Origin of the sequence: Acidovorax lacteus, from assembly GCF_039540375.1 — a bacterium.
In the GTDB taxonomy this organism is placed as follows: Bacteria; Pseudomonadota; Gammaproteobacteria; order Burkholderiales; family Burkholderiaceae_C; genus Acidovorax_G; species Acidovorax_G lacteus.
Genome location: NZ_BAABEX010000011.1, coordinates 164740 through 187813, shown reverse-complemented (window position 1 = coordinate 187813; position 23074 = coordinate 164740). Strand labels below are relative to the sequence as shown.

The window sequence follows — 23074 nt, the reverse complement described above, 5'->3', positions numbered from 1 at the left end:
CTCATGTTGAGTCGATTCCTGTTCATTCTTCTGGCGCTGTCTACCCTGCTGTGGAGCCCGGCCTCGTTGGCCTCCAGCCCCGCAGAGCCACCGTTCAAAACCCAGTTGCGAAGCTGCTTTGAGGCCAACCGCCCCACCGAGTGGCTCCGCAACCCACAGACATGGTCTCAGGGCAAGTCGATGTTCCCGAGCTACCAGTCCGCAGTGAGCATCAGCCTGAACTGCATGCGGTCAGTCTGCGGCAGCAAGAATGGACTGTGCTGCAACACGTACTGCACGATGTTCGGCCTGACTGGCAACGAACACGCGTCATGCTTCAACAAGTGCTTCGACCCGTTTGCAGGCCTCTGACCGCCGCCTGCCATCGCTGAAGCCCGCTCCGTGGGCACTGGCGGCCCTCTCGGGCCTGCTGTGCTCGCTGTCTTTCGCACGCTGGGAGGGGGTGTACCTGGAGCCGCTGGCGTGGGTGGGCCTGGTGCCCTTGCTGATTGCGCTGGAGCGGAACCAGCGGCCATGGTGGTGCTGCGCGGCCTATGCGATCGCCTTCCAGTGGGCCAACCTGTGGGCCTTGATCGATTTGCTCGGCCCCGGCGTGGGGCTGCTGCTCTTGAACGCAGCGGGGGCCTGGCTGTTGCCTGCCGCCTACGTCTTGCTGCGGCGTCGCTACCCCATGGGAATGGCCATCGCCATCTGGGTCCCCGCCAGCGTGGTGCTGGAATGGGCGCAGGCCCACTGGCTCGCCACCAACGCTCCGTGGTGGCTTCTCGGCGCTTCGCAGGCCCGGCTTGTCCCCGTGATCCAGATGGCACACATCACTGGAACCGCGGGGCTGACCGCCTGGGTCCTCGCGATCAACGGACTGCTGGCTGCGGCCACGCGAAGGCACCAGTGGCGACCCACCGTGCTGTCCATCGCCCTGCTGGTCGTCGCTGCGCCGTGGATCTATGGAAGCTGGCGCCTCGCGTGGGCGGAAACGCACGCACAGGGCGGACATTCCGCGCCGTCACTGCGCATCGCGGCCATCGGCACCGGTGTCCCCACAGGTGATGCAGACCGCATGGCCCTGGCCATGCAAGCCAGCGAACGGGCGGTGCGCGAAGGCGCCGACTTGCTGGCGTGGCCAGAAGGGGTGAACGTGCCCGGGCTGCCGCACACACCGGCTTCGAAGGAAGCCCTGCTGGGAGAGGTGCGCGCATGGAACACTCCGCTGGTACTCGCGGGCACCCGTTTCCGCGCTTTCTCGGAGGCGCATCCGCCCACCGATTTCGAGCGGCGCATCGGGGCACACTACGCTGCCGAAACAGGCAGCGCCGTGCTGACGCCATGGCCATACGACCACCCGGCCGCCGTGGCGACCCTGTTCGAACCCAAACGGCGCTTGGTGCCCTTCCAGGAGTTCATTCCGGGCGCTGCGGCCTTGCCAGCCCTGGCCGCCTGGCTGCACCCGTATGCGCAGCATGGCCGTGCGCACTGGTTCACGCCAGGCACACAGTTCCCTCGCCCGATGCCGATTCCATTCGCGGGCGCGACCGCCGCCCCTGCCGAGGGGGGGTCCGTACCGCTGGCCGTGGTGTTGTGCTTTGAACTGCTCTACGCCCAGGACGTTGCGCTGCGGGTGCAACAAGGGGCACAGGCCATCGTGTGGCAAACCAACGATGAAGATGCCATTGGCAGCCATTACGGCTATCAGTTCGCGCAATTCGCCCGCCTGCGCGCCGTAGAAACAGGGCGTGACGTCGTCCGCATCAACACCGACGGACAGCACTTCCATCTCGACGCATCGGGTCGCATGGTGGCATCGTCCCGGGCCTCACAGCGCCCCTCGTATGCTGTGTTTCAAGCCACGCTTCGCCAGAATGCCACCTGGGCCTCGCAACACCCCTGGTCCTTTGTCGCCGCATGCACGCTGGCAGTGTTTGCCTTGCTGACAGCGCAATGGGCCAGAGCCCGCAGCGCATCCGGTCGTGTGATGTGATACCGACGGACTGCCCGTCAGCGGCCACGCGGTGCCAGCGCGGCAACCGGGGACGCGCACCGCACCACGCCCACACGACCTGGGGCGGCTGTCACCCGCTTGCCATACGGATATTCCCGCACGCTTGACCCGGCACCACTGTGCCGGGTTTACGATCCCGCCATGGCTGACTCATCCCGCCCCGATGCCCATGGACTGACCACCGCTGCGCTGTGCGCCGCTGCTGGCGTGTCGCGCGGCACGCTGCGCCTGTACGAGCGCGAAGGCCTGCTGCCTGCGCCCCGGCGCAGTGCCAACGGCTACCGCCATTACGCGACCAGCGAAGTGCAGCGACTGCAGGCCATCCGCGCATTCAAGGAACTGGGCTTCACGCTGCGCGAGATTGCCCTGCTGCTGGACGAACGCGAAGCCGCGCGCCTGGGCACTGAACGCCTGATGCGGCTGGCGGCCGACCAGTTGGTGCACATCGACCAGCGCATTGCACGGCTGCACATGGTGCGCGGCTACCTGGCCGATGTGGCGGCGGGTGATTTTTCGGCGCTGGACGATCCCGAATGCCGATTCCTCTGCGAGTTTCTGGCCCTGCAGGCCGGACCCGCGCAATCCACCGGCGCTGCCGCCGCAGCGCCCTGTTGAAAGGTTGTTTCATGGCACGACGTCGCACGTTCTTGCTGGCCGGCGCTGCGGCTGCAGGCGCTCTGGTGATCGGCTGGGGGGTGACCCCGCCCCGCCAGCGCCTGCACGCCAGCGCGCAGCCCCCGGCCGCTGAAGGCGCCACCACGCTCAACGGCTGGTTGGTGATCACGCCCGACCATCAGGTGACGGTGCTGATGGCCCGCGCCGAAATGGGACAGGGCACGCATACCGGGCTGGCTGCCATCCTGGCCGAGGAGCTGGATGCCGACTGGTCCCAGGTGCGTGTGGCCATGGCCCCCATCGACGACATCTACAACAACCTTGCCACCGTGGTTGACGGCCTCCCGTTCCACCCCAACCAAGAGGGCACCCTCAAGTCGCTGGCAGGCTGGCTCACGGCCAAGACCATGCGCGAGATCGGTGCCATGGTCACCGGAGGCTCTTCAAGCATTAAAGACCTGTGGCTGCCCATGCGCGAAGCCGGTGCCCATGCGCGCGCCCTGCTGGTGGCCGCAGCCGCCGAGCGCTGGAAGGTGCCCGCCGCCGACATCACGGTGCGCGGTGGCGTGGTGGCACATGCATCGGGCCCGCAGGCGCGCTTTGGCGACCTCGCAGCCGCTGCGGCAGGCCAGAAGGCCCCGCGCACACCCGTGCTCAAGCAGCCCCAGGATTTCCGCCTGGCCGGCCAGCCACTGCGCCGCATCGAGGCCGCAGGCAAGCTCGACGGCAGCGCTCGCTTTGGCATCGACGCCCTGCCCGAGGGCCTGCTCTATGCCAGCGTGGTGCTGTGCCCTACGCGCGGAGGCCAGGTCTCCGGCGTGCGCGCCGACGGGGCCCGCGCGGTGGCGGGCGTACGCCGCACGGTGGTGCTGCCGCCACGCAACGGGGCCAGTGGTGGTGTGGCCGTGATTGCCGACACCCCGTTCCATGCCCAAAAGGGCGCAGCCCAGGTGCAGGTGGACTGGCAGCACGGCCCCGCGGCCGAGTTTTCGAGCGACGGCGCGCTGCGCCAGCTGCGCCAGCGCCTGGAAACGGCCGAGGGCTTTGCCTTCCACCGCCAAGGCGATGCAGACAAGGCACTGGGCAGCGCCGCCAAGGTGGTCAAGGCCGACTACGAGGCCCCGTACCTGGCCCACGCGGCGCTGGAGCCCATCAACGCCACGGCCCAGGTGGCCGATGGGCGTTGCACGCTGTGGCTCTCGACACAGGTGCCGGACCTGGTGCGCAGCGCCGTGGCCAAGGCGCTGGCCATCGATGAAAGCGCCGTGGAGGTGCACCAGTTGCTGCTGGGCGGCGGCTTTGGGCGGCGGCTGGAGGTGGACTACGCGGTGCAGGCCGCGCTGGTCGCCCAGGCGGCCGACGGCGCACCGGTCCAGACGATCTGGAGCCGTGCGCAGGACATTCAGCACGACTTCTACCGCCCGGCGTGCGTGGCGCGCTTCCAGGCGGGGCTGGACGACCAACAGCGCCTGGTGGCCTGGCACAACATTTCGGTGGGCCAGGCCATCGTGCCGCAGGTGATGGACCGCGTGTTCGGCTTGCCCGGCGGTGGCCCGGACAAGACCGCCTCGGAGGGCGCGTTCGACCAGCCCTACGAATGGCCACACGCCTACATTGCCCACGAGACAGTGGAGTTTCCGTGGCCCGTGGGATTCTGGCGCTCTGTGGGCCATTCACACCAGGCGTTCTTCAAAGAGTGCTTCCTCGATGAAGTGGCGCTGGCTGCAGGCCAAGACCCGGTGGCGTTTCGCGCCGCACTGCTGAAGCAGCACCCGCGCCACCTGGCGGTGCTCAAGCTCGCGGCCGACAAGGCGGGCTGGGGCCAGCCGCTGGCCCCCACGGCCGACGGACGGCCGCGCGCTCGCGGTGTGGCGCTGCACCAGTCGTTTGGTTCGGTGGTGGCCCAGGTGGCCGAAGTGTCGGTGGGCGCAGACAAGGCCATCCGCGTGCACCGGGTGGTGTGCGCTGTGGACTGCGGCTACCCAGTGAACCCCAACCTGATCGCCCAGCAGATGGAAGGGGCGGTGGTGTTTGGCCTGTCGGCCGCGCTGTGGGGCGAGGTGCGGATTGAGCGTGGGCAGGTGCAGCAAAGCAACTACCACGACGTGCCGCTGCTGCGCATGGCCGACTGCCCGGTGGTGGAGACCCACATCGTGCCCAGCACCGGGCACCCCGAGGGCGTGGGCGAGCCCGGGGTGCCGCCCATTGCCCCGGCTGTTGCCAACGCGCTGGCGGCCCTCACCGGCCAACGCCTGCGCCGACTACCCCTTCAACTTGCCTGACGGCGGAGCCTGCCATGACCACCCTCACGATCAACGGACAACCCGCCACCCTGAAGGCCGAAGCCGATACCCCGCTGCTGTGGGCGCTGCGCGGCGAACTGAAGATGACGGGCACCAAGTTTGGCTGCGGCATGGCCCTGTGCGGTGCCTGCACCGTGCACGTCAATGGCCAGCCGGTGCGGTCCTGCGTCACGCCGCTGTCGGCTCTGCCCGCCAACGCCCAGGTCACCACCATTGAGGGCCTGCAAGGCCGCGAGGCCGATGCGCTGCGCAAGGCCTGGACGGAACTGGATGTGGCCCAGTGCGGCTACTGCCAGAGCGGACAGCTCATGTCGGCCTGCGCGCTGCTGCGCAGCACGCCACGCCCGACCGATGCCCAGATCGACGCGGCCATGGCAGGCAACGCCTGCCGCTGCGGCACCTACCAGCGCATCCGCGCGGCCATCCACCTGGCGGCTCAGCAGGCCTGAGCGGGCCGCTGCTCAGGGGCGTCGAATGGTGATCGTCGAGATCAGGGCCCGTGCGGGGTCGTAGCTCAGTCCAGTGCCGGTGATGCCGCGTACGGTGTAACTGATCTGGGCGGTCTGCGAAGACAGGTTGGTGGTCTGCACCGCACATTGGCCATTGGTGGCCGTGGTGCAACTCACACTCGATCCACCCGCCGAAAACGCGCCGGTGACCACCGCACCGGGCACCAGAACACCCCTGGAATCGCGCACCGTCACGGTGACACCCGCCTTCCAGCCGGTGGCCGTCCTGGCCGACACCGCCATGAAGCCCGACACACTGACCAGCCGCAGACTCGGAGACGGCGTGGGCGCCGGAGTGGGGGTCGGCGAGGGGGCGGGCGATGGTGTGCTGGACGTGGAGCCCGAAAACAACAGCAGATTTGGCGTTCCCGCGCGCGGATCGGTCACCCGGGCCGTGGTAGCTGTCGCCTTGATGGCGTCGGCCAGTTGGGCCGGCGTACCGGTCGGGTTGCGCTGCAGCCACAACGCCGCCCAACCCGTGACATGCGGGGCCGCCATCGAGGTGCCACTGATGGTGTTGCTGGCCGTGGGCGAGGTAGACCATGCAGAGGTGATGGAAGTGCCCGGCGCAAACACGTCCACGCACGTACCCCAGTTGGAATAGGACGCCCTTGCATCGGTGTTGGTGGTCGCCGCCACCGTGATCGCCGCGGGGGCACGGGCTGGCGACGCCGTGCAGGCGTCGGCTCCGCTGTTGCCGGCAGCGGCCACCACGGCGATGCCCCGCGCCGCCAACTGGGCCACGGCGTTGTCGATCGTGCTGGAGGCGGCGCCGCCGAGCGACATGTTCACCACCGCCGGGCGAACGGCGTTGATGGCAATCCAGTCCAGACCCGCCAGAACGCCGCTCATCGACCCTGATCCAGTGCAGTCCAGCACGCGCACGGGGTACAGCGCAACGCCCTTGGCCATGCCCCAGGTGGACGAGCCGATAGTGCCCGCCACATGGGTGCCATGGCCATTGCAGTCCTGCGTGCCCCGGCCGTCCACGATGGCGCTGTAGCCGCCGCGCACCCGGCTGCCGAACGTGGTGTGGGCGCTCAGGATGCCCGTGTCGACCACGTACGCGTTCACGCCGATGCCAGTGCTCGTGTAGCTGTACGAGCCCGACAGCGGAAGCAGCCGCTGATCGGTACGGTCCAGCCCCCAGGTGGCCCCGGTCTGCACGGTTTGTTGGGTGCTCATGCGGATGTCGTCGTCCAGCGACTCCACGGCGGGATGCTGTGCCATAGCCTGGGCGAATGCGTCTGCCGCAGCGGCAGGCAGCGTGGCGGCAAAACCCTTGGCCACCCGGGTGTACACCTGCCGGATCTGGCCTCCACGACCCCGCATCAGTTCCTGGGCTTGTGTGGTCGGGTTGGCGACGCTGTCCTTGAACATCACCACAAAACTGCGCGTTGTGGGCCCGGGCCCTGGGCCAATCGAAGGTCCGGCCCCGTACACGGCCGACTTGGTGGACCCAGCGTCTGCGTTGATCGATTCCCCGGCACGCCAAGCGTCGGCCTGCTCGACCAGCATGGCATAGGCCTGGGCGAGCACCTGGTCCTGCAGCAGATCCAGATCGTCTGCGACGGCGTTGCGCACGGTCTGGACAGCCTGGCCCCAGGCATCGGCGGTCCGACGCGCCTGCAGAATGGGTTGCTCGGACGTGCCCTCCGCATAGTCGGCCGGTGCCCACTGGGGCATCCCGGCGAGGTGCTGGGCGCGCAAGGCGGCCTGCTCGGGGGACAGTTGCTCCCATCGCTGGGCGGCGAACGCCAGTGTGGACAACGGCGTGATGAGCACCTGGGATGGCTGACCATCGCTCCAGGCGACCAATGGCGCCGCCACACGATCGGCAGCCCGCAGATCGAGACCTCCGTCGGCCGAGTCGTGCGCCACCGGCGAAACACGCGCCACCCAGGTGGCGTTGGGCCCGACCTGTCCGGCCGACGCAGCCACTTCGAAGCGACCCTGCTCGTCACTCAGCCCCGTGGGTTCCCCGTCGTCTTGCTCCAGGTTGCCATTGAGATCGAGGAACACCGTGGCGCCAGACACTGCTCCAGCTGATAACACACGCCCCTGGATCCAGGATGTCGCGGGTGGTGCATCGGCAGACTGTGCCGTGCCCAGGGAAGACCCGCCATCGTGCCCACCGCCGCAGGCCGCCAGGACCGATGCTGCAAGGGCAGACCACAACCAGGGCGCACGCAGCACCCGCGACAGGCTTGCGCCTGCCCGCACGATTCGATGAGACACCATTCGCGACCTCCGTATGCCATGACGAGGCCGGTGGGGACGAGCGGCGCCCCCTCCGGCAGCCCCGCTGCCGTGGCGCATGCGCGCGTTAGGCCGGAAGCTTTGCGTCGCCGCCTTTCGACGGGTTTGCCCAAGATTTGCAACAGATTGTATCTAAAAGCGCAAATATGGCAAATCTATTAAGGTCTACTCACACTATTTTTGCCAGATGCGGTGCAGTCCCGACAGGCCTGCACCAAGCGCCCAAGACATTGGGGGGCTGCATGCGCGGGACTTGGCAACGCCACGCACACTGGACCGATCAGCCCTCAAATTGCGGGTGCAACTGCCGGATACGGCCCAGTGCCATGGCGGCTGCAGCGGTACGCGTTTCCACCCCGAGCTTGGCAAACACGCGCTCCAGGTGCTTTTTCACGGTGGCCGGGCTGGCCCCCAGGATGTCGCCGATGTCGCGGTTGATCTTGCCCTTGACCACCCAGTACAGCACCTCGGCCTCGCGTGCCGTGAGCTTGAAGGACAGGCTCATGGATTCGATGATCTTCGCGTCCGACACTTCGCGCATCACCACCAGCCAGTCGCCACCTCCAGGACTGTCGCCAGCCTGCTGGTGCAGGCGGAAGGTCAGGCGCCGGGCTCCCAGCTCGACCGCCAGGCGCGGTGGCTCTGCGGCCGGGTCGGGGCCGCCGCCGTCGCCCACATGGCGGCGCAGCCAGCCCAAAACCTCTGCGGGTGCCCAAGGGCTGGCCTCGCCAAAGTAGGTCTGCAACAGCTCGCGTGCCAGGGGCGTCTGCCACACCAATCGGCCATCGCTGGCCCGCACGGTGATGCTGGCATAGCCGAACGCATCCAGCGCATTGCGCGCCTGCCGCGCGGTGCTGGCCTCTTGCCGCGCCCGCCGGGCACTGCCCATGTGCACGCCCATGCGCGCCAGCACCTCGCGCGGCTTGAGCGGCTTGGTCACGTAGTCCACGCCACCAGCCTCCAGGGCCGCCACCAGATGCTCGGTTTCGGTCAGGCCGGTCATGAAGATGATGGGAATGTGCGCGGTGAGTGGCGAGGCCTTGAGCCGCCGCGCCACCTCGAATCCGTCCATGCCCGGCATCATGGCGTCGAGCAACACCACATCGGGCTGGGCCTGCGCAGCGCGCTGCAGCGCCGCTTCGCCGTGGGTGGCCACGAGCACGGTGTAGCCCGACTCGTCCAGCGCGTCGTGCAGCACGGCCAGGTTGTCGGGCACGTCGTCCACGATCAACACCACCTCGTGGTCGTCGCGGCCCAGGGCCGCCGGGCGTTCCGGGAATGCGGGTGGCGTGCTCATGGCGTGCGCATCTGTTCAATCGACTGGCCGATGGCCTCGAACTGGAACTGCTGGGCCCACTGGCGCATGGTGGCCAGCCAGGGCGCACACTCGGGGTGGTCCTGCTCCAGGGCCTGCAGCGCCTGCAGCACCCCGCGGGGATAGCCCAGCGCCACGGCCTGCTCCAGCGCAGACAGCGCCGCCAGCGGAGGGGCGACACCGGCAGCCTGCGGCGCAGCGCGGGTGGCAGACACCGGCGCGGCTGCCACCGAAGGGGGCGACTGCAGCACCGGGTCAGCCGTGTCCAGTTCCCACACCAGCTCGAGACGGCGCTCCAGCCAGTCCAGCAATTCGGTATGGCGCACAGGCTTCACGAAGAAGTCGTCGGGCCCGATGGCCACGTCGTTCTCCAGGCCTTTGTCGAACGCATTGGCCGACACGATGGCGCAGTGGGCGGGTACCTGCATGGCGCGCAAGCGGCGCAGGGTTTCCCAGCCGTCAATGCCGGGCATGGCCAGGTCCATGAGCACCGCATCGGGCTGATACCCCGTGGCCAGCAGATCGAGCGCATCGTGACCGCTGGCGGCCTGGCGCAGCTCAAAGCCCAGGGGCGCCAGCAAGGCGACAAGCAATTCGCGGTCGGGCTCCTCGTTGTCCACCACCAGAATGCGGCGCCGCGCACCACGGTAGCCGGTGCGGGTGCCCCGCATGGCCTGCCGGTGGGCCAGGCCACTGCCCGGCTCGCCATGCAGTTCGGGCAGGAACAGCCGCACCTGAAAGGTCGCACCCTCGCCCGGCTGACTGCGCACCGTCAGCTCGCCCCCCATCAGAGCGGTGAGCATCTTGGCAATCGTCAGGCCCAGGCCTGCGCCCGGGGCCGCAGCCACAGCACTGCCGCCGCGCGCAAAGGGCTCGAAGATACGCTCGATCTCCTCGGCCGTCAGGCCCGGCCCGGTGTCCTGCACCTCGATGCGCGCCATCTCGCGGGCGTGGCGCACGCGCAGCGTGACGGTGCCCTGGGCTGTGAACTTGACGGCATTGCCCAACAGGTTGATGAGGATCTGTCGCAGGCGCTTTTCGTCGGCGCGCACCACCTCCGGAATCGCGCCCTCCACATCGAACCGGAAGGCCAGACCCTTAGCTGCGGCCTGCAGTTCAAACAGCGCGGCCATCTCGTGCAGGCCGTCTGCAAATCGCATGGGGCCGACATCCAGCGTGAGCTTGCCCGATTCGATGCGCGCGATGTCGAGCGTGCCCTCGATCAGCGACAGCAGGTGCTCGCCCCCCCGGCGGATCACATGCACCGCGTGCTTGCGGTGCTCGGGCACGCCAGGGTCTTCGCCCATGAGCTGCGCATAGCCCAGGATGCTGTTGAGCGGCGTGCGCAGTTCGTGGCTGATGGCACTGATGTAGCGGCTCTTGGCCTGATTGGCCTGGTCGGCCGCCTGCTTGGCCTCTTCGGCCACCTGCCGGGCCTGCTCGGCCACCTGGCGTGCGGTCTGCAGCGCGGCATCCGTCTGGCGGTGCAGTTCGATCTCGCGCATCAGCAGGCCCGTCTGGCGGTTGGATTCCTCCTGCGCCACCTGGCGGCTTTTGTGGGCCAGCACCAGCCACCAAGCCACGATGCCTGAGATCAGCAGCAGCACCAGGTAGGCCTTGAGCAGGCCCGAGCGCAGCGCGCCCTCGGGTGCGGCCGGGCTGTCGATCACGTCGAGTGCCTGGGCCAGCGTCTGAAGCTCCTGGTGATAAAGCAGCCCCATCACGGCCGCCAGCACAGGCGCGATCACCAGCATCAGGAGCAGGAAGTGCGCAAGCCCGGTGTCCAGATACGGCCAGATGCGGCGCGGCAGCAGCCAGCGCAGCGTGGCCGACCACTGCACCGCCAGGTGTGCGTGGGGTTTGCACAGATCGCCGCAGCGCGCATCAAGCGTGCAGCACAACGAGCAGATGGGCCCGCGGTAGGCAGGGCAGCCCGCCATGTCGGGCGCCTCGTACTCGCGCTCGCACACCACGCAGCGCTGCAGGGCGGGCAGCGCCGTGGCCGACGCAGCGCACCCGGCGCAGCCGCCACCACTGCCACAGGTGGCGGAAGGCTCAGGCTCAGGTTCGGGCTGCCGCGCCAGGTAGTAGCGGCCGCGTGTGGCCCAGGCGATCAGCGGGGCCGTGACAAAGGCCACCGCCATGGCGATCACCGCCGAAAACGCCTGCGGCAGCGGGCCGAACACCCCCAGATGCGCGGTGATGGACACGATGGACGCCAGCACCATGGCCCCCACACCCACCGGATTGATGTCGTACAGATGGGCGCGCTTGAACTCGATGCCCCGCGGCGACAGGCCCAGCGGCTTGTTGACCACGAGGTCTGCCACCACGGCCATCATCCAGGCAATGGCGATGTTGGAGTACAGGCCCAGCACCTCGCCCATGGCGCGGAACACGTTCATCTCCATGAGCATGAAGGCGATCAGCGTGTTGAACACCACCCACACCACCCGGCCCGGATGGCTGTGCGTGAGGCGCGAGAAGAAGTTGGACCACGCGAGCGACCCCGCATAGGCGTTGGTGACGTTGATCTTCATCTGCGACACCACGACGAACAGCGCCGTGGCCGCCACCGCCCAGCCAGGGTGGGAGAAGACGTACTCGTAGGCGACGAGGTACATCTGGTTCGGATCGACCGCGCGCTCGACCGGCACCATGTGGGCCATGGCCAGCCAGGCCAGCAGCGCACCGCCCAGCATCTTGAGCACCCCCAGCACCACCCAGCCCGGCCCACCCGCCAGCACCCCGGCCCACCAGCGCACCCGGTTGGCGCGCGTCTGCTCCGGCATGAAGCGCAGATAGTCGGCCTGCTCCCCCATCTGGGTGATGAGGGCGATTCCCACCGTCAAGGCCGCACCAAACAGGGGCAGATCAAAGCGCTCTCCCTGTCCTGTTTCACCGCCGTAGTGCACCACCCCGGCAAACGCACCAGGATCGTGCGCCAGCACAAACACGAACGGCACCACCAGCATCACCAGCCACAGCGGCTGCGTCCACAGTTGCAGGCGGCTGATGACCGACACCCCGTGCGTGACCAGCGGAATCACCACCAGCGCACAGATCAGATAGCCCCAGGTGGGCGGAATGCCCAGCGCCAGTTCCAGCGCATAGGCCATGACGGCCGCTTCAAGCGCGAAGAAGATGAACGTGAACGAGGCGTAAATCAGCGAGGTGATGGTCGAGCCGATGTAGCCAAAGCCCGCCCCGCGGGTGAGCAGGTCCATGTCCACCCCGTGGCGTGCCGCGTACACGCTGATCGGCAGCCCCGCCAGAAAGATGATGAGCCCCGTGGCCACAATGGCCCAGAACGCATTGAGAAAGCCGTACTGCACCAGCAGCGTGGCTCCCACGGCCTCCAGGATCAGGAACGACGCCGCGCCAAACGCCGTGTTGGCCACGCGCCAAGACGACCAGCGCCGAAAACGCACCGGTGTGTAGCGCAGCGCGTAGTCTTCCATGGTCTCGGTGGCCACCCAGTCGTTGTAGTCGCGGCGCACCTTCACCACCTGCTGGGGCGCAGGGGCGTCGCGTGCGGCGGGTGGGGTCAAGGGTGGAGAAGACACGGAACCAGCAGGGTGGAGGGGAGCACCGTCCAGGCGGCAAGACCCGGCGGCGTACGACCAGCGGTGCAGGTTCCATGCCACGCCAGGGCCGATACGCCGCTTGCCGTATGGACGGGCATGGCCCTTGCTGCGTACGATGGCCTCCAACAGCGTCGTGCGTTGAACCTTGCGTTGCGTGTTTTGCGGGCTTGCCCCCGGGACCGGAGTGGAACGACGATGGAATGGACTCCCCGCGTTCGACCGGCACTGCCGGTCGCGCGGGCTTGTGACCCCAGCCGTGAGCGAAGCGAACGAATATGGAACTGACACCTCGCGAAAAAGACAAGCTGCTGATCTTCACCGCCGCCCTGCTGGCCGAGCGGCGCAAGGCCCGGGGCCTCAAGCTCAACTACCCCGAAGCCGTGGCGCTGATCAGCGCCGCCGTGATGGAGGGCGCGCGCGATGGCAAAACCGTGGCACAGCTCATGAGCGAAGGCCGCGCCGTGCTGACCCGTGCCGAAGTGATGGACGGCGTGCCCGAGATGATTCCCGACATCCAGGTCGAGGCCACCTTCCCCGATGGCACCAAGCTTGTGACCGTGCACCAGCCCATCGTCTGACCTCTGACCGACCCTGACCCGTTTTTTTCCTGGAGTGCCCATGCGCCTGATCCGACCCTCCCATGCCCTGCTGGCCTGTGCGGCCCTGGCCCTGTCTTCGGCGGCCAGCGCCCATACCGGCGCACCGGGCCACGACCACGGCGGCTTTGTGGCCGGCTTGTTGCACCCGCTCACCGGCCTGGACCACCTGGCGGCCATGGTGGCCATTGGCCTGTGGAGCGCACTGAGCGTGCCCGCCGGTCCGCAGGCCCCGGCCCGTGCGCTCTGGAGCCCCGCATGGTTTGCGGCGCTGCTGCTGGGCGGCGCGGTGCTGGGCTGGCGCGGACTGGATCTGCCCGGCGTAGAGCCCATGATTGCCGTGTCGCTGCTGGTCACGGGCCTGCTGGTGGCCACGCGGCTTGCGCTGCCGCGGGCCGTGACTGCGCTGGTGGCCGGGTCGTTTGCGGTGTTCCACGGGCTGGCCCACGGCGCAGAGCTGCCAGCGGCCCAGGCCGCCGCCACCCTGACGGGCATGCTGCTGGCCACGCTGGCCCTGCACGCCGCGGGTTTGCTGGCCGGCTGGCCGCTGCGCCGCCATGTGTGGGCCCCGCGCCTGGCCGGCGGTGCCGTGTCGCTGCTGGGCGGCATCGCATTGTGGCCCGCACTGGCCTGAGGCCCTGCTGTACGGAGGCACGCCATGATCCCCGGAGAACTGCTGACCGAGCCCGGCGAGCACCCGCTCAACACCGGCCGCCGTACCCTGACCCTGGTGGTGCGCAACACGGGCGACCGGCCCATCCAAGTGGGCTCGCACTACCACTTTGCCGAAACCAACGACGCGCTGGGCTTTGACCGCGCCGCCGCGCGCGGCATGCGGCTGAACATTGCCTCGGGCACGGCCGTGCGCTTCGAGCCCGGCCAGCAGCGCACGGTGGAGCTGGTGGACTACGCGGGCGACCGCGTGGTGATCGGCTTTCAGGGCAAGGTGCAGGGGCCGCTGTGAGGCGATAGACCCCTTTTCACATTCCCAGCCAAATCGGCTGCTCGTGCTTGTTTATCAAGCACGAGCAGCTATCAAAATAATAGCATTCAGCTTCGGAGCGGCCCACCATGGCAACCATCGGACGACGCGCTTATGCCGAAATGTTCGGCCCCACCGTGGGCGACCGCCTGCGCCTGGCCGACACCGACCTGATCGTGGAGGTGGAGGCCGACTACACCCTGCGCGCCGGCAGCTACGGCGAAGAGGTCAAGTTCGGCGGTGGCAAGACCATCCGCGACGGCATGGCGCAGTCGCAGCGCATGCGCTCGGAAGGCGCGGTGGACACGGTGCTCACCAACGCGCTCATCATCGACCACTGGGGTATCGTCAAGGCCGACATCGGCCTCAAGGACGGGCGCATCGTGGCGCTGGGCAAGGCCGGCAACCCAGACACGCAACCGGGCGTGGACATCGTCATCGGCCCGGGCACCGAGATCATTGCGGCCGAGGGCTGCATCGTCACCGCGGGCGGCTTTGACAGCCACATCCACTTCATCTGCCCGCAGCAGATCGAAGAAGCCCTGGCCAGCGGCGTGACCACCATGACCGGCGGCGGCACCGGCCCGGCCACCGGCACCTTTGCCACCACCTGCACGCCCGGCCCCTGGCACATCGAGCGCATGCTGCAGGCGGCCGACGCCTTCCCCATGAACATCGGCCTGCTGGGCAAAGGCAACGCCAGCCGGCCCGACGCCATCCGCGAGCAGGTGCACGCCGGGCTGATTGGCCTGAAGCTGCACGAAGACTGGGGCTCCACCCCCGCCGCCATCGACGCCTGCCTGACGGTGGCCGAAGAAACCGACACACAGGTGGCGATCCACACCGACACGCTGAATGAAAGCGGCTTTGTCGAAGACACGCTGGCCGCCTTCAAGGGCCGCTGTATCCACACCTTCCACACCGAAGGCGCGGGCGGCGGCCACGCACCCGACATCCTCAAGCTCGTGGGCGAGGCCCATGTGCTGCCGTCTTCGACCAACCCCACGCGCCCCTACACGGTCAACACGCTCGATGAGCATGTGGACATGCTCATGGTGTGCCACCACCTCGATGCGGGCATTGCCGAAGACCTGGCCTTTGCCGAAAGCCGCATTCGCAAGGAAACCATCGCCGCCGAAGACATCCTGCACGACCTGGGTGCCATCAGCATGATGAGCAGCGACAGCCAGGCCATGGGCCGCGTGGGCGAAGTGATCCTGCGCACCTGGCAGACCGCGCACAAGATGAAGCTGCAGCGCGGCAAGCTGCCGGGCGACGGCGCGCGGCACGACAACTTCCGCGTCAAGCGCTACATCGCCAAGTACACGATCAACCCGGCCCTCACGCACGGCATGGCGCACGAACTCGGCTCCATCGAAGTCGGAAAGTGGGCCGATCTGGTGGTGTGGAAGCCAGCGTTCTTCGGCGTCAAACCCGCGCTGGTGCTCAAGGGTGGCACGATTGCCATGGCCGCCATGGGCGACCCGAATGCCTCCATCCCCACGCCGCAGCCCGTGCACTACCGGCCGCAGTTCGGCGCGTTTGGCGGCGCGCTCACGCGCAGCTCGCTCACCTTTGTGTCGCAGGCGGCGCTGGATGCAGGCATCGGCCAGCGCTACGGCCTGGCCAAGCCGCTGGCCGTGGTCAAGGGCATTCGCGGCATGCGCAAGCGCGACATGGTGCACAACGACTACACGCCGGTCATGGAGATCGACCCGCAGACCTACGCCGTGCGTGCCGACGGCCAGTTGCTCACCTGCGAACCCGCCACCTTGCTGCCACTGGCGCAGCGCTATTTCCTGTTCTGAGCGATGGCTGCTGCGCCCCTGGCCCTGCACATCCGGCAAGACGACCTGCAGGACGCGCGCATCGAGGCCTTCATGCACGAGCACCTGCGCGACATGCATGCCACCTCGCCGCCCGAGAGCGTGCACGCGCTCGACATGGTGCGGCTGCGCCAGCCCGACATCCGCTTCTGGACGGCCTGGACAGCCGACGCGCAAGCGGCCGCCCCGGGCCAGCTCGCGGGCACGGCGGCGCTCAAGCACCTGGATACCGACCACGCCGAGCTCAAATCCATGCGCACCGCCGCCGCCCTGCGCGGCCAGGGCGTGGCGCGCGCGCTGCTCGAACACCTGCTGGGCCAGGCCGTGGACCTGGGCTACACACGCATCAGCCTGGAAACCGGCACGCAAGCCTTCTTTGCCCCGGCGCACCAGCTTTACCTGCGCTATGGCTTTGCCGACTGCGCCCCGTTTGGCGACTACCGGCCCGATCCGCACAGCCGCTACATGACCCGCACGCTATGAAGGCGCCAGCACCCGTCCACAATGCAGGCCTTGCCGCCGCGGCGGCGCTTTGCCTCTTTACCTTGCCATGATTCAGGTCTCAAAACTTCTCCCCCAGGGCCAGGGCCTGGCCCCTGTGCTGCTCAAGCGTGCGGCCACGCTGGAGCTGGACTGGGACGTGCGCCAGAAAAGCCGCTTTTCGGCCACCGACTCGACGGGCCGTGCGCTGGGCGTGTTTCTGCCGCGCGGCACCGTGGTGCGCGGCGGCGACGTGCTGGTGGCCGAAGACGGCTCGCTGCTGCGCGTGGTGGCCGCGCCGCAGCCGGTGCTGCACATCACCTACTGCCGCACGCACGGCAGCCCGTTCGACCTGGTGCGCGCCGCCTACCACCTGGGCAACCGCCATGTGCCCATCGAACTGCAGCCCGACCACCTCAAGATCGAACCCGACCACGTGCTGGCCGACATGCTGCGCGCCATGCACCTCACCGTGACCGAAGACCGGCTGGCCTTCGAGCCTGAAGGCGGAGCCTACGGCCAGGGGCACGGGCATTCGCATGGCTCCGCCCCTGCACACGGCCATGACCACAGCCACGACCACGCACACAGCCATCCGCACGACCATGTGCACGGCCCCGGATGCGGACACGAACACACGCACGCGGCCGACACCGGCACCGCGCATGTGCATGGCCCCGGCTGCGGGCACGGTCACCACCACGGCCACCATCACCACGATTCGCACTGAGCGCTTGCGCCCCGCACCGCCCATGACACCTGCGCCCCACAGCCTGCTGCAGTTGCTCTGGCTCGCATCGCCTGCGCTGCCGGTGGGCGGGTTCTCGTATTCCGAAGGGCTCGAAGCCGCCATCGAACATGGCCAGGTGCAGGACGAAGCCACGCTCGCGGCCTGGGTGCTCGACCAATTGCACCTCACCCAGGCCCGCAGCGACATGCCCGCCCTGGCCCACAGCGTGCAGGCCTGGCAAGTGGGCGATGCGGCGCGCGTGCGCGCACTCAACGACTGGGTGCTGCAAACGCGCGAGACGGCCGAGCTGCGCCTGCAATCGGTGCAGATGGGCCGCTCGCTGGCCGAATGGCTACGCAATCTGCATGCGCACGATGCCACGCGCAGCGCCCACATTGCGCTGCTGCACAGCCTGCCGCCCACCTACCCTATCGCTTTTGGCCTGGCCGGCGCGTATGCCGGTGCGGCCGTGCGCGACGTGGTGCTGGCCTACGCCTTTGCCTGGGCCGAGAACATGGTGCAGGCCGCGCTCAAATCCATGCGCCTGGGGCAAAGCGCGGGCCAGCGGGTGCTGGCCCGGCTCGCCGCTGCCATTCCCACCGCCACCGACCACGCCCTGGCGCAGCCCGATGCGGCCCGCCAAGCCTTCACCCCCATGCTGGCCATCCTGTCGGCCCGCCACGAAACCCAATACTCCCGCCTGTTCCGATCATGAGCACCCTGCACCACATTCCCCAACGCACCAAGAAGCTGCCCCCGCTGCGCGTGGGCATCGGCGGCCCCGTGGGCTCGGGCAAAACCACGCTGCTCGAGATGCTCTGCAAGGCCATGCGCGAGCGCTACGACCTCGTGGCCATCACCAACGACATCTACACCAAGGAAGACCAGCGCCTGCTCACCATCAGCGGCGCGCTGCCGCCCGAGCGCATCCTGGGGGTTGAGACGGGTGGCTGCCCGCACACGGCCATCCGCGAAGACTGCTCGATCAACCTCGAAGCCATCGACCGCATGCTCGAAGCCTTCCCGGACGCCGACGTGGTGTTCGTCGAAAGCGGCGGCGACAACCTGGCCGCCACCTTCAGCCCCGAGCTCAGCGACCTCACCGTGTACGTGATCGACGTGGCGGCGGGCGAGAAGATCCCCCGCAAGGGCGGCCCCGGCATCACCAAGAGCGACCTGTTCGTCATCAACAAGACCGACCTGGCCCCGCATGTGGGCGCCAACCTCGACATCATGCGCAGCGACACCCTGCGCATGCGCGGCACCAAGCCCTTTGTGATGACCAACCTCAAGACGCAGGACGGGCTGGACGGCGTGATCGCGTTCATCGAAGAGCGCGGCATGCTCACCCCCCGCGAGACCGCGGCCCCGGCCCGCTAGAATGCGAGCCTTGCAACGGCCGCCCGCCCCCAGCGCGCAGCGGCCCACAGACCCGGAAGCGTGGCAGAGTGGTCGATTGCACCGGTCTTGAAAACCGGCAACGGGCAACCGTTCGTGAGTTCGAATCTCACCGCTTCCGCCAGCCTTTGAGCCAACGCCCGCCTGCTGCGGGCGTTTTTGTTGGTACGGGATGTGACATGCCATCGGTGGCGGCAGCGCCACTGCCGCTTCACGGCGCAGGCCCTTCACAAGAAGCCGCGGCCGTGTGGTCACGCTCCTTCCGGTCGCCCGTAGAACTTCCGTGCAGAGGTGCCACGCGATTCATGGCCCACCACCAGGGGCATTGCGCCCCTGGCCTCGCGTGTCTGTATCAGTCCACGCGCGAGACGAATTGCTCCTTGGGACGGCGCACCTTGGGCAGGTTCACCAGCCAGTCGCCTTCGGCCTGGCGGTAGCCCACCGGCAGGATGGCCACGCTGCGCAGGCCGCGGGCGCGCAGGTCGAGGATGCCGTCGAGTGCTTCGGGGTCAAAGCCTTCCATGGGCGTGGCGTCCACTTCTTCGTACGCCGCGGCGATCAGCGCGGCCGACAGGCCGATGTAGGCCTGGCGTGCGGCGTGCTGGAAGTTCACCTCCGGCGTGCGCTGCGGGTAGCTGTTCAGCAGCATCTGGCGGTAGTTTTCCCAGCCTTCGTTGCGGAAGCCGCGCACTTCGTTCGTCAGGTCGAACATGTGGTTGATGCGTTCGGGCGTGTAGTGGTCCCACGCGGCAAACACCAGCAGGTGCGAGCCTTCGGTGACCTGGGCCTGGTTCCAGGCAATCGCGCGGATGCGCTCGCGCACCTCGGCGTTGGTGACCACGATGATCTCGAACGGCTGCAGGCCGCTGGAGGTGGGCGCAAGGCGGGCGGCTTCGACGATGCGGTCGATGGCGGCCTCAGGCACCTTGCGGGCGGGGTCCATCTTCTTGGTGGCGTAGCGCCATTGCAGGCGTTGGTGCAGGTCCATGGTCGGTATTCAGTGCGGGTAAAACAACAGCCGTGGAAGCAGGTGCTGCGCAGCATGCGCCGCAGCCCGCACGGCCAGGGACTAGCGAGTTGAGGCCCTTGGCAGGGGTTTCAAGCGCCGATGACCGCAACGCACTGTTGCGCCAAATGGAACAGTGGCGGGTTACGCACGGTCACACGCAGCAGCGCTGTGCTCGCGTATCGTGCGGGGCATGAACGCCTGTACCGCCCCCGCCCGCGGCCACCGTCGCCCGCGCCTCGCCCCCCTGCTCGCACTGGGCCTGCTGCTGTCGGCCTGCGCCCAGCCCCCGGCAGCGCCGGACTACCCGGCCAACAGCACCGGCGCACCGCCCGGCGGCCTGTGCAATGCGCAAGGGCTGGCCGGTTTTGCGGGCCAGATGGCCACCGCCAGCGTGACCGAGGCCGTGCGCGTGCGCGCCGGTGCGCGCATGGCCCGCATCCTGCGGCCGGGGCAGATGATCACCAAGGAGTTCATCGCCGAGCGCGTGAATCTGGAGGTGGATGCCGCCGGTCGCATCGTGGCCGTGCGCTGCGGTTGACGCACCCTGCCGGCACCACCACGCTGGCGGCCTGGCCGCGCTGCCTCAGTCGTCGGCCAGAAACAGCGCCTGCAGATCGCTCAGGAAGTCAAACCCCCGCTCGGTGGGGCGTACGTGCAGCAGATCGCGCTCGATCAGCCCCTTGCGCTCGGCCTCGTCCAGCCCTGCCGCAATGGTGGACAGCGGCAGCCCGGTGCGCGCGCTGTAGTCCTGCAGCGCAAAGCCGCTGCGCAGGCGCAGCGCGTTGAGCATGAATTCGAACGGCAGGTCGGCGCGGCGCACGTCGGCGTCTTGCGCCACGGCCTGGCCGGCCAGGGCCTGCTCCATGTAGCGCTGCGGATCGCGAAAGCGCACCTGCCGCACGATGCGGTGGGCAAAGCTGAGCTTGCTGTGCGCGCCCGCACCGATGCCGAGGTAGTCGCCAAACTGCCAGTAATTGGTGTTGTGAAAGCAGCCATGCCCCGGCCGGGCGTAGGCTGAGACCTCATAGCGCGCCAGCCCCGCCGCCCCGGTGCGCTCGGTGATGCGGTCGAGCATGGCGTAGGCCAGGTCGTCCTCGGGCAGCGTGGGCGGGTACTTGGCGAAGTAGGTGTTGGGCTCGATCGTGAGGTGGTACACCGACAAATGCGGCGGCGCCAGCGCGAGCGCGGTGTCCAGGTCGGCGTCCAGCCCCGCCAGCGTTTGCCCGGGCAGGGCGTACATCAGGTCGAGGTTGAAGGTGTCGAAGGCGGCGGCGGCCTCTTGCACCGCGGCAATGGCCTGGGCGCGGTCGTGCACGCGGCCCAGGGCCTGCAGGGCGGCGTCGTCAAAGCTCTGCACGCCCACCGACAGGCGCGTGACGCCCGCCGCGCGGTAGGCGCGAAACCGGTCGCGCTCAAAGGTGCCCGGGTTGGCTTCCAGCGTGATCTCGCAGTCCGATTCGAGGCGCAGGCGCGCGCGCACGCCCGAGAGCAAGGCGTCGATGGACGCCGGAGCAAACAGGCTGGGCGTGCCGCCGCCAATGAAGATGCTGTGCACCGTGCGGCCCCACACCAACGGCAGCGCGGCCTCCAGGTCGGCCATCAGCGCGGCGATGTAGCGGGCCTCAGGCAATGCGCCGTCGGCCTGCCGGGCTTCGTGCGAATTGAAGTCGCAGTACGGGCACTTGCGCAGGCACCAGGGCAGGTGCACGTACAGCGACAGCGGCGGCAGCGCGGGCAGTTGCAGCGTGCCGCCGCGCATGGCCTGCACCGGGTCGCGCGGCGCAGCGGCCTGCTCGTCGGCCCCGGCGGGCTGAATGGGAATGTGCATGGCGAGGGCTTCCGGTCAAAACCAGCGCTCGCGCATCAGCTCGAGCATCTGCCGCGCGGCGCGGCCGCGGTGGCTGTGCGCGTTCTTGACCTCCACCGGCAATTCGGCAAAGGTCTGGCCGAATTCGGGGATGAACATGATCGGATCGAAGCCAAAGCCGTTGTGGCCCCGGCGCTCGCGTGCGATCTCGCCCACCACGCGACCCACGGCAATCAGCGGCTCGGGGTCTTCGGGGCTGCGTACGGCCACCAGGGTGCTGACCATGGCCGCGCGGCGCTGGTCGATGCCCTGCATCTGCTCCAGCAGCGCCTGCACGTTGGTGTCGTCGCCCTTGGGGTAGCCAAACTGCGTGGCGTAGTAGGCCGTGTCCACCCCGGGCAGGCCGCCAAAGGCGTCCACACACAGACCGGCGTCGTCGGCCAGCGCGGGCAGGCCGGTGTGGCGCGCGGCGAAGCGGGCTTTGGCCAGGGCGTTTTCCACAAAGGTGCGGAACGGCTCCTCGGCTTCGCCCACGCCCAGGTCGGCCTGGCGCACCAGTTCGACCGACAGCGGCGCGAGCATGGCCTGCAACTCGGCCAGCTTGCCGCGGTTGTTGGATGCAAGGACGATTTTCTTCATGGTGTTTTGGGCTGCTCGTGCTTGCCAATCAAGCACGAGCAGCTATCGTTTAGATAGCAAAAGCGTTCTGCCAGCGCGGCGCTGGGCCCACCCACAGCGCCTGCGCCCGGCCGCGGCTGAGAGGACGTGTCACGGGGGCACCGTGGCCGCTGCGCCAATACCAGTCAAAACGACCGGTCGTGCTTATTTTATAAGCACGAGCAGCTCACATTTTGATAGCATCAAGCGTGCAAGGCCTGCTGCTGAAGCGCCACCAGCTCGGCAATGCCCTTTTCGGCCAGGGCCAGCAGGCGGTCCATCTCGGCGCGGGTAAAGGCCACGCCTTCGGCCGTGCCCTGCACTTCCACATAGTGTCCGGCACCGGTCATGACCACGTTCATGTCGGTGTCGCAGTCCACGTCTTCCACGTATTCCAGATCGAGCAGCGGCATGCCCTGCACGATGCCCACCGACACAGCGGCCACCGGCTGCAGCAGCGGCGACTGGGTGATCTTGCCGCTGGCAAGCAGGTGGTTCACGGCGTCCTGCACAGCCACCCAGGCGCCGGTGATGGCTGCGGTGCGCGTGCCGCCGTCGGCCTGGAGCACGTCGCAGTCGAGCTGGATCGTGCGCTCGCCCAGCAACTTCAGGTCGAACACGGCGCGCAGGCTGCGGCCGATCAGGCGCTGGATCTCCTGTGTGCGACCGCTCTGCTTGCCCTTGGCCGCTTCGCGGTCGCTGCGGGTGTGCGTAGCCCGGGGCAGCATGCCGTACTCGGCCGTGACCCAGCCTTCGCCGCTGCCGCGCTTGTGCGGTGGCACGCGCTCTTCGACCGAGGCGGTGCACAGCACCTGGGTGTTGCCGAACTCGATCAGCACCGAGCCTTCGGCGTGCATGGTGTAGCGGCGGGTGATGCGCACGGAGCGCAACTGGTCGGCGGCGCGGCCGCCGGTGCGGGTGAAGGAGGTCATGGGGTTTCCAATGTCAAAAGGGGGAGCTTTGCAGCGCTTGGCGTGCCCGGCCTTGTGTGCCGCGGCCTTACAG

General features: G+C 68.3%; 21 protein-coding genes, 1 tRNA gene and 1 riboswitch. Of the genes, 15 read left to right on the top strand and 7 right to left on the bottom strand.

Annotated elements, in window-relative coordinates:
* Positions 1 to 3 precede the first annotated feature (3 nt).
* From ABD866_RS09290 to ABD866_RS09270, 5 genes are all read left to right on the top strand, one after another.
* Positions 4 to 351, top strand: a complete 348-nt coding sequence (locus tag ABD866_RS09290) for a hypothetical protein (RefSeq protein WP_345063684.1) — start codon at positions 4 to 6, stop codon at positions 349 to 351.
* The gene (locus ABD866_RS09285; RefSeq protein WP_345063681.1) at positions 338 to 1975 is read left to right on the top strand and encodes a hypothetical protein; all 1638 of its coding nucleotides are present in this window, start codon (positions 338 to 340) and stop codon (positions 1973 to 1975) included. Before ABD866_RS09290 ends, ABD866_RS09285 begins: the two co-directional genes overlap by 14 nt.
* A 162-nt stretch (positions 1976 to 2137) precedes the next feature.
* Positions 2138 to 2611, top strand: coding sequence for a MerR family transcriptional regulator (locus ABD866_RS09280; RefSeq protein ID WP_345063679.1), 474 nt, complete (start codon positions 2138 to 2140; stop codon positions 2609 to 2611).
* An 11-nt stretch (positions 2612 to 2622) separates the two neighbouring features.
* Entirely contained in the window at positions 2623 to 4893 is a 2271-nt protein-coding gene (locus tag ABD866_RS09275; RefSeq protein WP_345063676.1) for a xanthine dehydrogenase family protein molybdopterin-binding subunit, read from the top strand.
* 14 nt (positions 4894 to 4907) lie between these two features.
* On the top strand, positions 4908 to 5363 hold the full coding sequence (locus tag ABD866_RS09270; RefSeq protein WP_345063674.1) for a (2Fe-2S)-binding protein: 456 nt from the start codon (positions 4908 to 4910) through the stop codon (positions 5361 to 5363).
* A gap of 12 nt (positions 5364 to 5375) precedes the next feature.
* On the opposite strand, the gene ABD866_RS09265 is transcribed toward ABD866_RS09270, so the two are convergent.
* The 3 genes from ABD866_RS09265 to ABD866_RS09255 form a co-directional block, all read right to left on the bottom strand.
* Positions 5376 to 7460 carry a S8 family peptidase gene (locus tag ABD866_RS09265; RefSeq protein ID WP_345063672.1) on the bottom strand — a complete coding sequence of 695 codons (2085 nt, stop codon included), beginning with the start codon at positions 7458 to 7460 and terminating at the stop codon, positions 5376 to 5378.
* A gap of 255 nt (positions 7461 to 7715) precedes the next feature.
* Positions 7716 to 7802, bottom strand: a riboswitch (cyclic di-GMP riboswitch).
* A gap of 160 nt (positions 7803 to 7962) precedes the next feature.
* Positions 7963 to 8979, bottom strand: coding sequence for a response regulator (locus ABD866_RS09260; RefSeq protein ID WP_345063670.1), 1017 nt, complete (start codon positions 8977 to 8979; stop codon positions 7963 to 7965).
* Positions 8976 to 12563, bottom strand: a complete 3588-nt coding sequence (locus ABD866_RS09255) for a hybrid sensor histidine kinase/response regulator (RefSeq protein WP_425549568.1) — start codon at positions 12561 to 12563, stop codon at positions 8976 to 8978. Before ABD866_RS09255 ends, ABD866_RS09260 begins: the two co-directional genes overlap by 4 nt.
* Positions 12564 to 12859: 296 nt before the next feature.
* On the opposite strand from ABD866_RS09255, the gene ABD866_RS09250 reads away from it, so the two are divergent.
* The 9 genes from ABD866_RS09250 to ABD866_RS09210 all read left to right on the top strand — a co-directional run bounded on the left by ABD866_RS09250 (position 12860) and on the right by ABD866_RS09210 (position 18720).
* Positions 12860 to 13162, top strand: coding sequence for an urease subunit gamma (locus ABD866_RS09250; protein ID WP_345063668.1), 303 nt, complete (start codon positions 12860 to 12862; stop codon positions 13160 to 13162).
* Between the two features lie 40 nt (positions 13163 to 13202).
* A complete protein-coding gene (locus ABD866_RS09245) occupies positions 13203 to 13814 on the top strand; it encodes a HupE/UreJ family protein (protein ID WP_345063666.1) in 612 nt (203 codons plus the stop codon).
* Between the two features lie 24 nt (positions 13815 to 13838).
* The gene (locus ABD866_RS09240; protein ID WP_345063664.1) at positions 13839 to 14144 is read left to right on the top strand and encodes an urease subunit beta; all 306 of its coding nucleotides are present in this window, start codon (positions 13839 to 13841) and stop codon (positions 14142 to 14144) included.
* Between the two features lie 107 nt (positions 14145 to 14251).
* Positions 14252 to 15970, top strand: a complete 1719-nt coding sequence (ureC, locus tag ABD866_RS09235; RefSeq protein WP_345063662.1) for an urease subunit alpha — start codon at positions 14252 to 14254, stop codon at positions 15968 to 15970.
* Positions 15971 to 15973: 3 nt separating this feature from the next.
* On the top strand, positions 15974 to 16471 hold the full coding sequence (locus ABD866_RS09230; RefSeq protein WP_345063660.1) for a GNAT family N-acetyltransferase: 498 nt from the start codon (positions 15974 to 15976) through the stop codon (positions 16469 to 16471).
* Positions 16472 to 16538: 67 nt separating this feature from the next.
* Positions 16539 to 17198: an urease accessory protein UreE gene (gene ureE / locus ABD866_RS09225; RefSeq protein WP_345063658.1), complete on the top strand. Its 660-nt coding sequence runs from the start codon at positions 16539 to 16541 to the stop codon at positions 17196 to 17198.
* Between the two features lie 22 nt (positions 17199 to 17220).
* Positions 17221 to 17913 (top strand): urease accessory protein UreF, encoded by a 693-nt coding sequence (locus ABD866_RS09220; protein WP_345063656.1) that lies wholly within the window; start codon positions 17221 to 17223, stop codon positions 17911 to 17913.
* A complete protein-coding gene (ureG, locus tag ABD866_RS09215; RefSeq protein WP_345063654.1) occupies positions 17910 to 18578 on the top strand; it encodes an urease accessory protein UreG in 669 nt (222 codons plus the stop codon). The genes ABD866_RS09220 and ureG overlap by 4 nt, the downstream gene beginning before the upstream one ends.
* 54 nt (positions 18579 to 18632) lie before the next feature.
* Positions 18633 to 18720, top strand: a tRNA-Ser gene (locus tag ABD866_RS09210).
* 228 nt (positions 18721 to 18948) lie between these two features.
* Here ABD866_RS09210 and ABD866_RS09205 read toward each other — a convergent pair.
* Positions 18949 to 19584, bottom strand: a complete 636-nt coding sequence (locus ABD866_RS09205) for an NAD(P)H-dependent oxidoreductase (RefSeq protein ID WP_345063651.1) — start codon at positions 19582 to 19584, stop codon at positions 18949 to 18951.
* 211 nt (positions 19585 to 19795) lie between these two features.
* Here ABD866_RS09205 and ABD866_RS09200 point away from each other — a divergent pair, with 211 nt between their 5' ends.
* Positions 19796 to 20143 (top strand): I78 family peptidase inhibitor, encoded by a 348-nt coding sequence (locus tag ABD866_RS09200; protein WP_345063649.1) that lies wholly within the window; start codon positions 19796 to 19798, stop codon positions 20141 to 20143.
* A gap of 45 nt (positions 20144 to 20188) precedes the next feature.
* Here the strand turns inward: ABD866_RS09200 and hemW are convergent, their stop codons facing one another.
* From hemW to rph, 3 genes are all read right to left on the bottom strand, one after another.
* Entirely contained in the window at positions 20189 to 21433 is a 1245-nt protein-coding gene (hemW, locus tag ABD866_RS09195) for a radical SAM family heme chaperone HemW (RefSeq protein WP_345063646.1), read from the bottom strand.
* Positions 21434 to 21448: 15 nt separating this feature from the next.
* Positions 21449 to 22051, bottom strand: coding sequence for an RdgB/HAM1 family non-canonical purine NTP pyrophosphatase (gene rdgB, locus ABD866_RS09190; protein WP_345063644.1), 603 nt, complete (start codon positions 22049 to 22051; stop codon positions 21449 to 21451).
* 221 nt (positions 22052 to 22272) lie between these two features.
* Positions 22273 to 23001 carry a ribonuclease PH gene (gene rph, locus ABD866_RS09185; protein ID WP_345063642.1) on the bottom strand — a complete coding sequence of 243 codons (729 nt, stop codon included), beginning with the start codon at positions 22999 to 23001 and terminating at the stop codon, positions 22273 to 22275.
* Between the last annotated feature and the right edge of the window lie 73 nt (positions 23002 to 23074).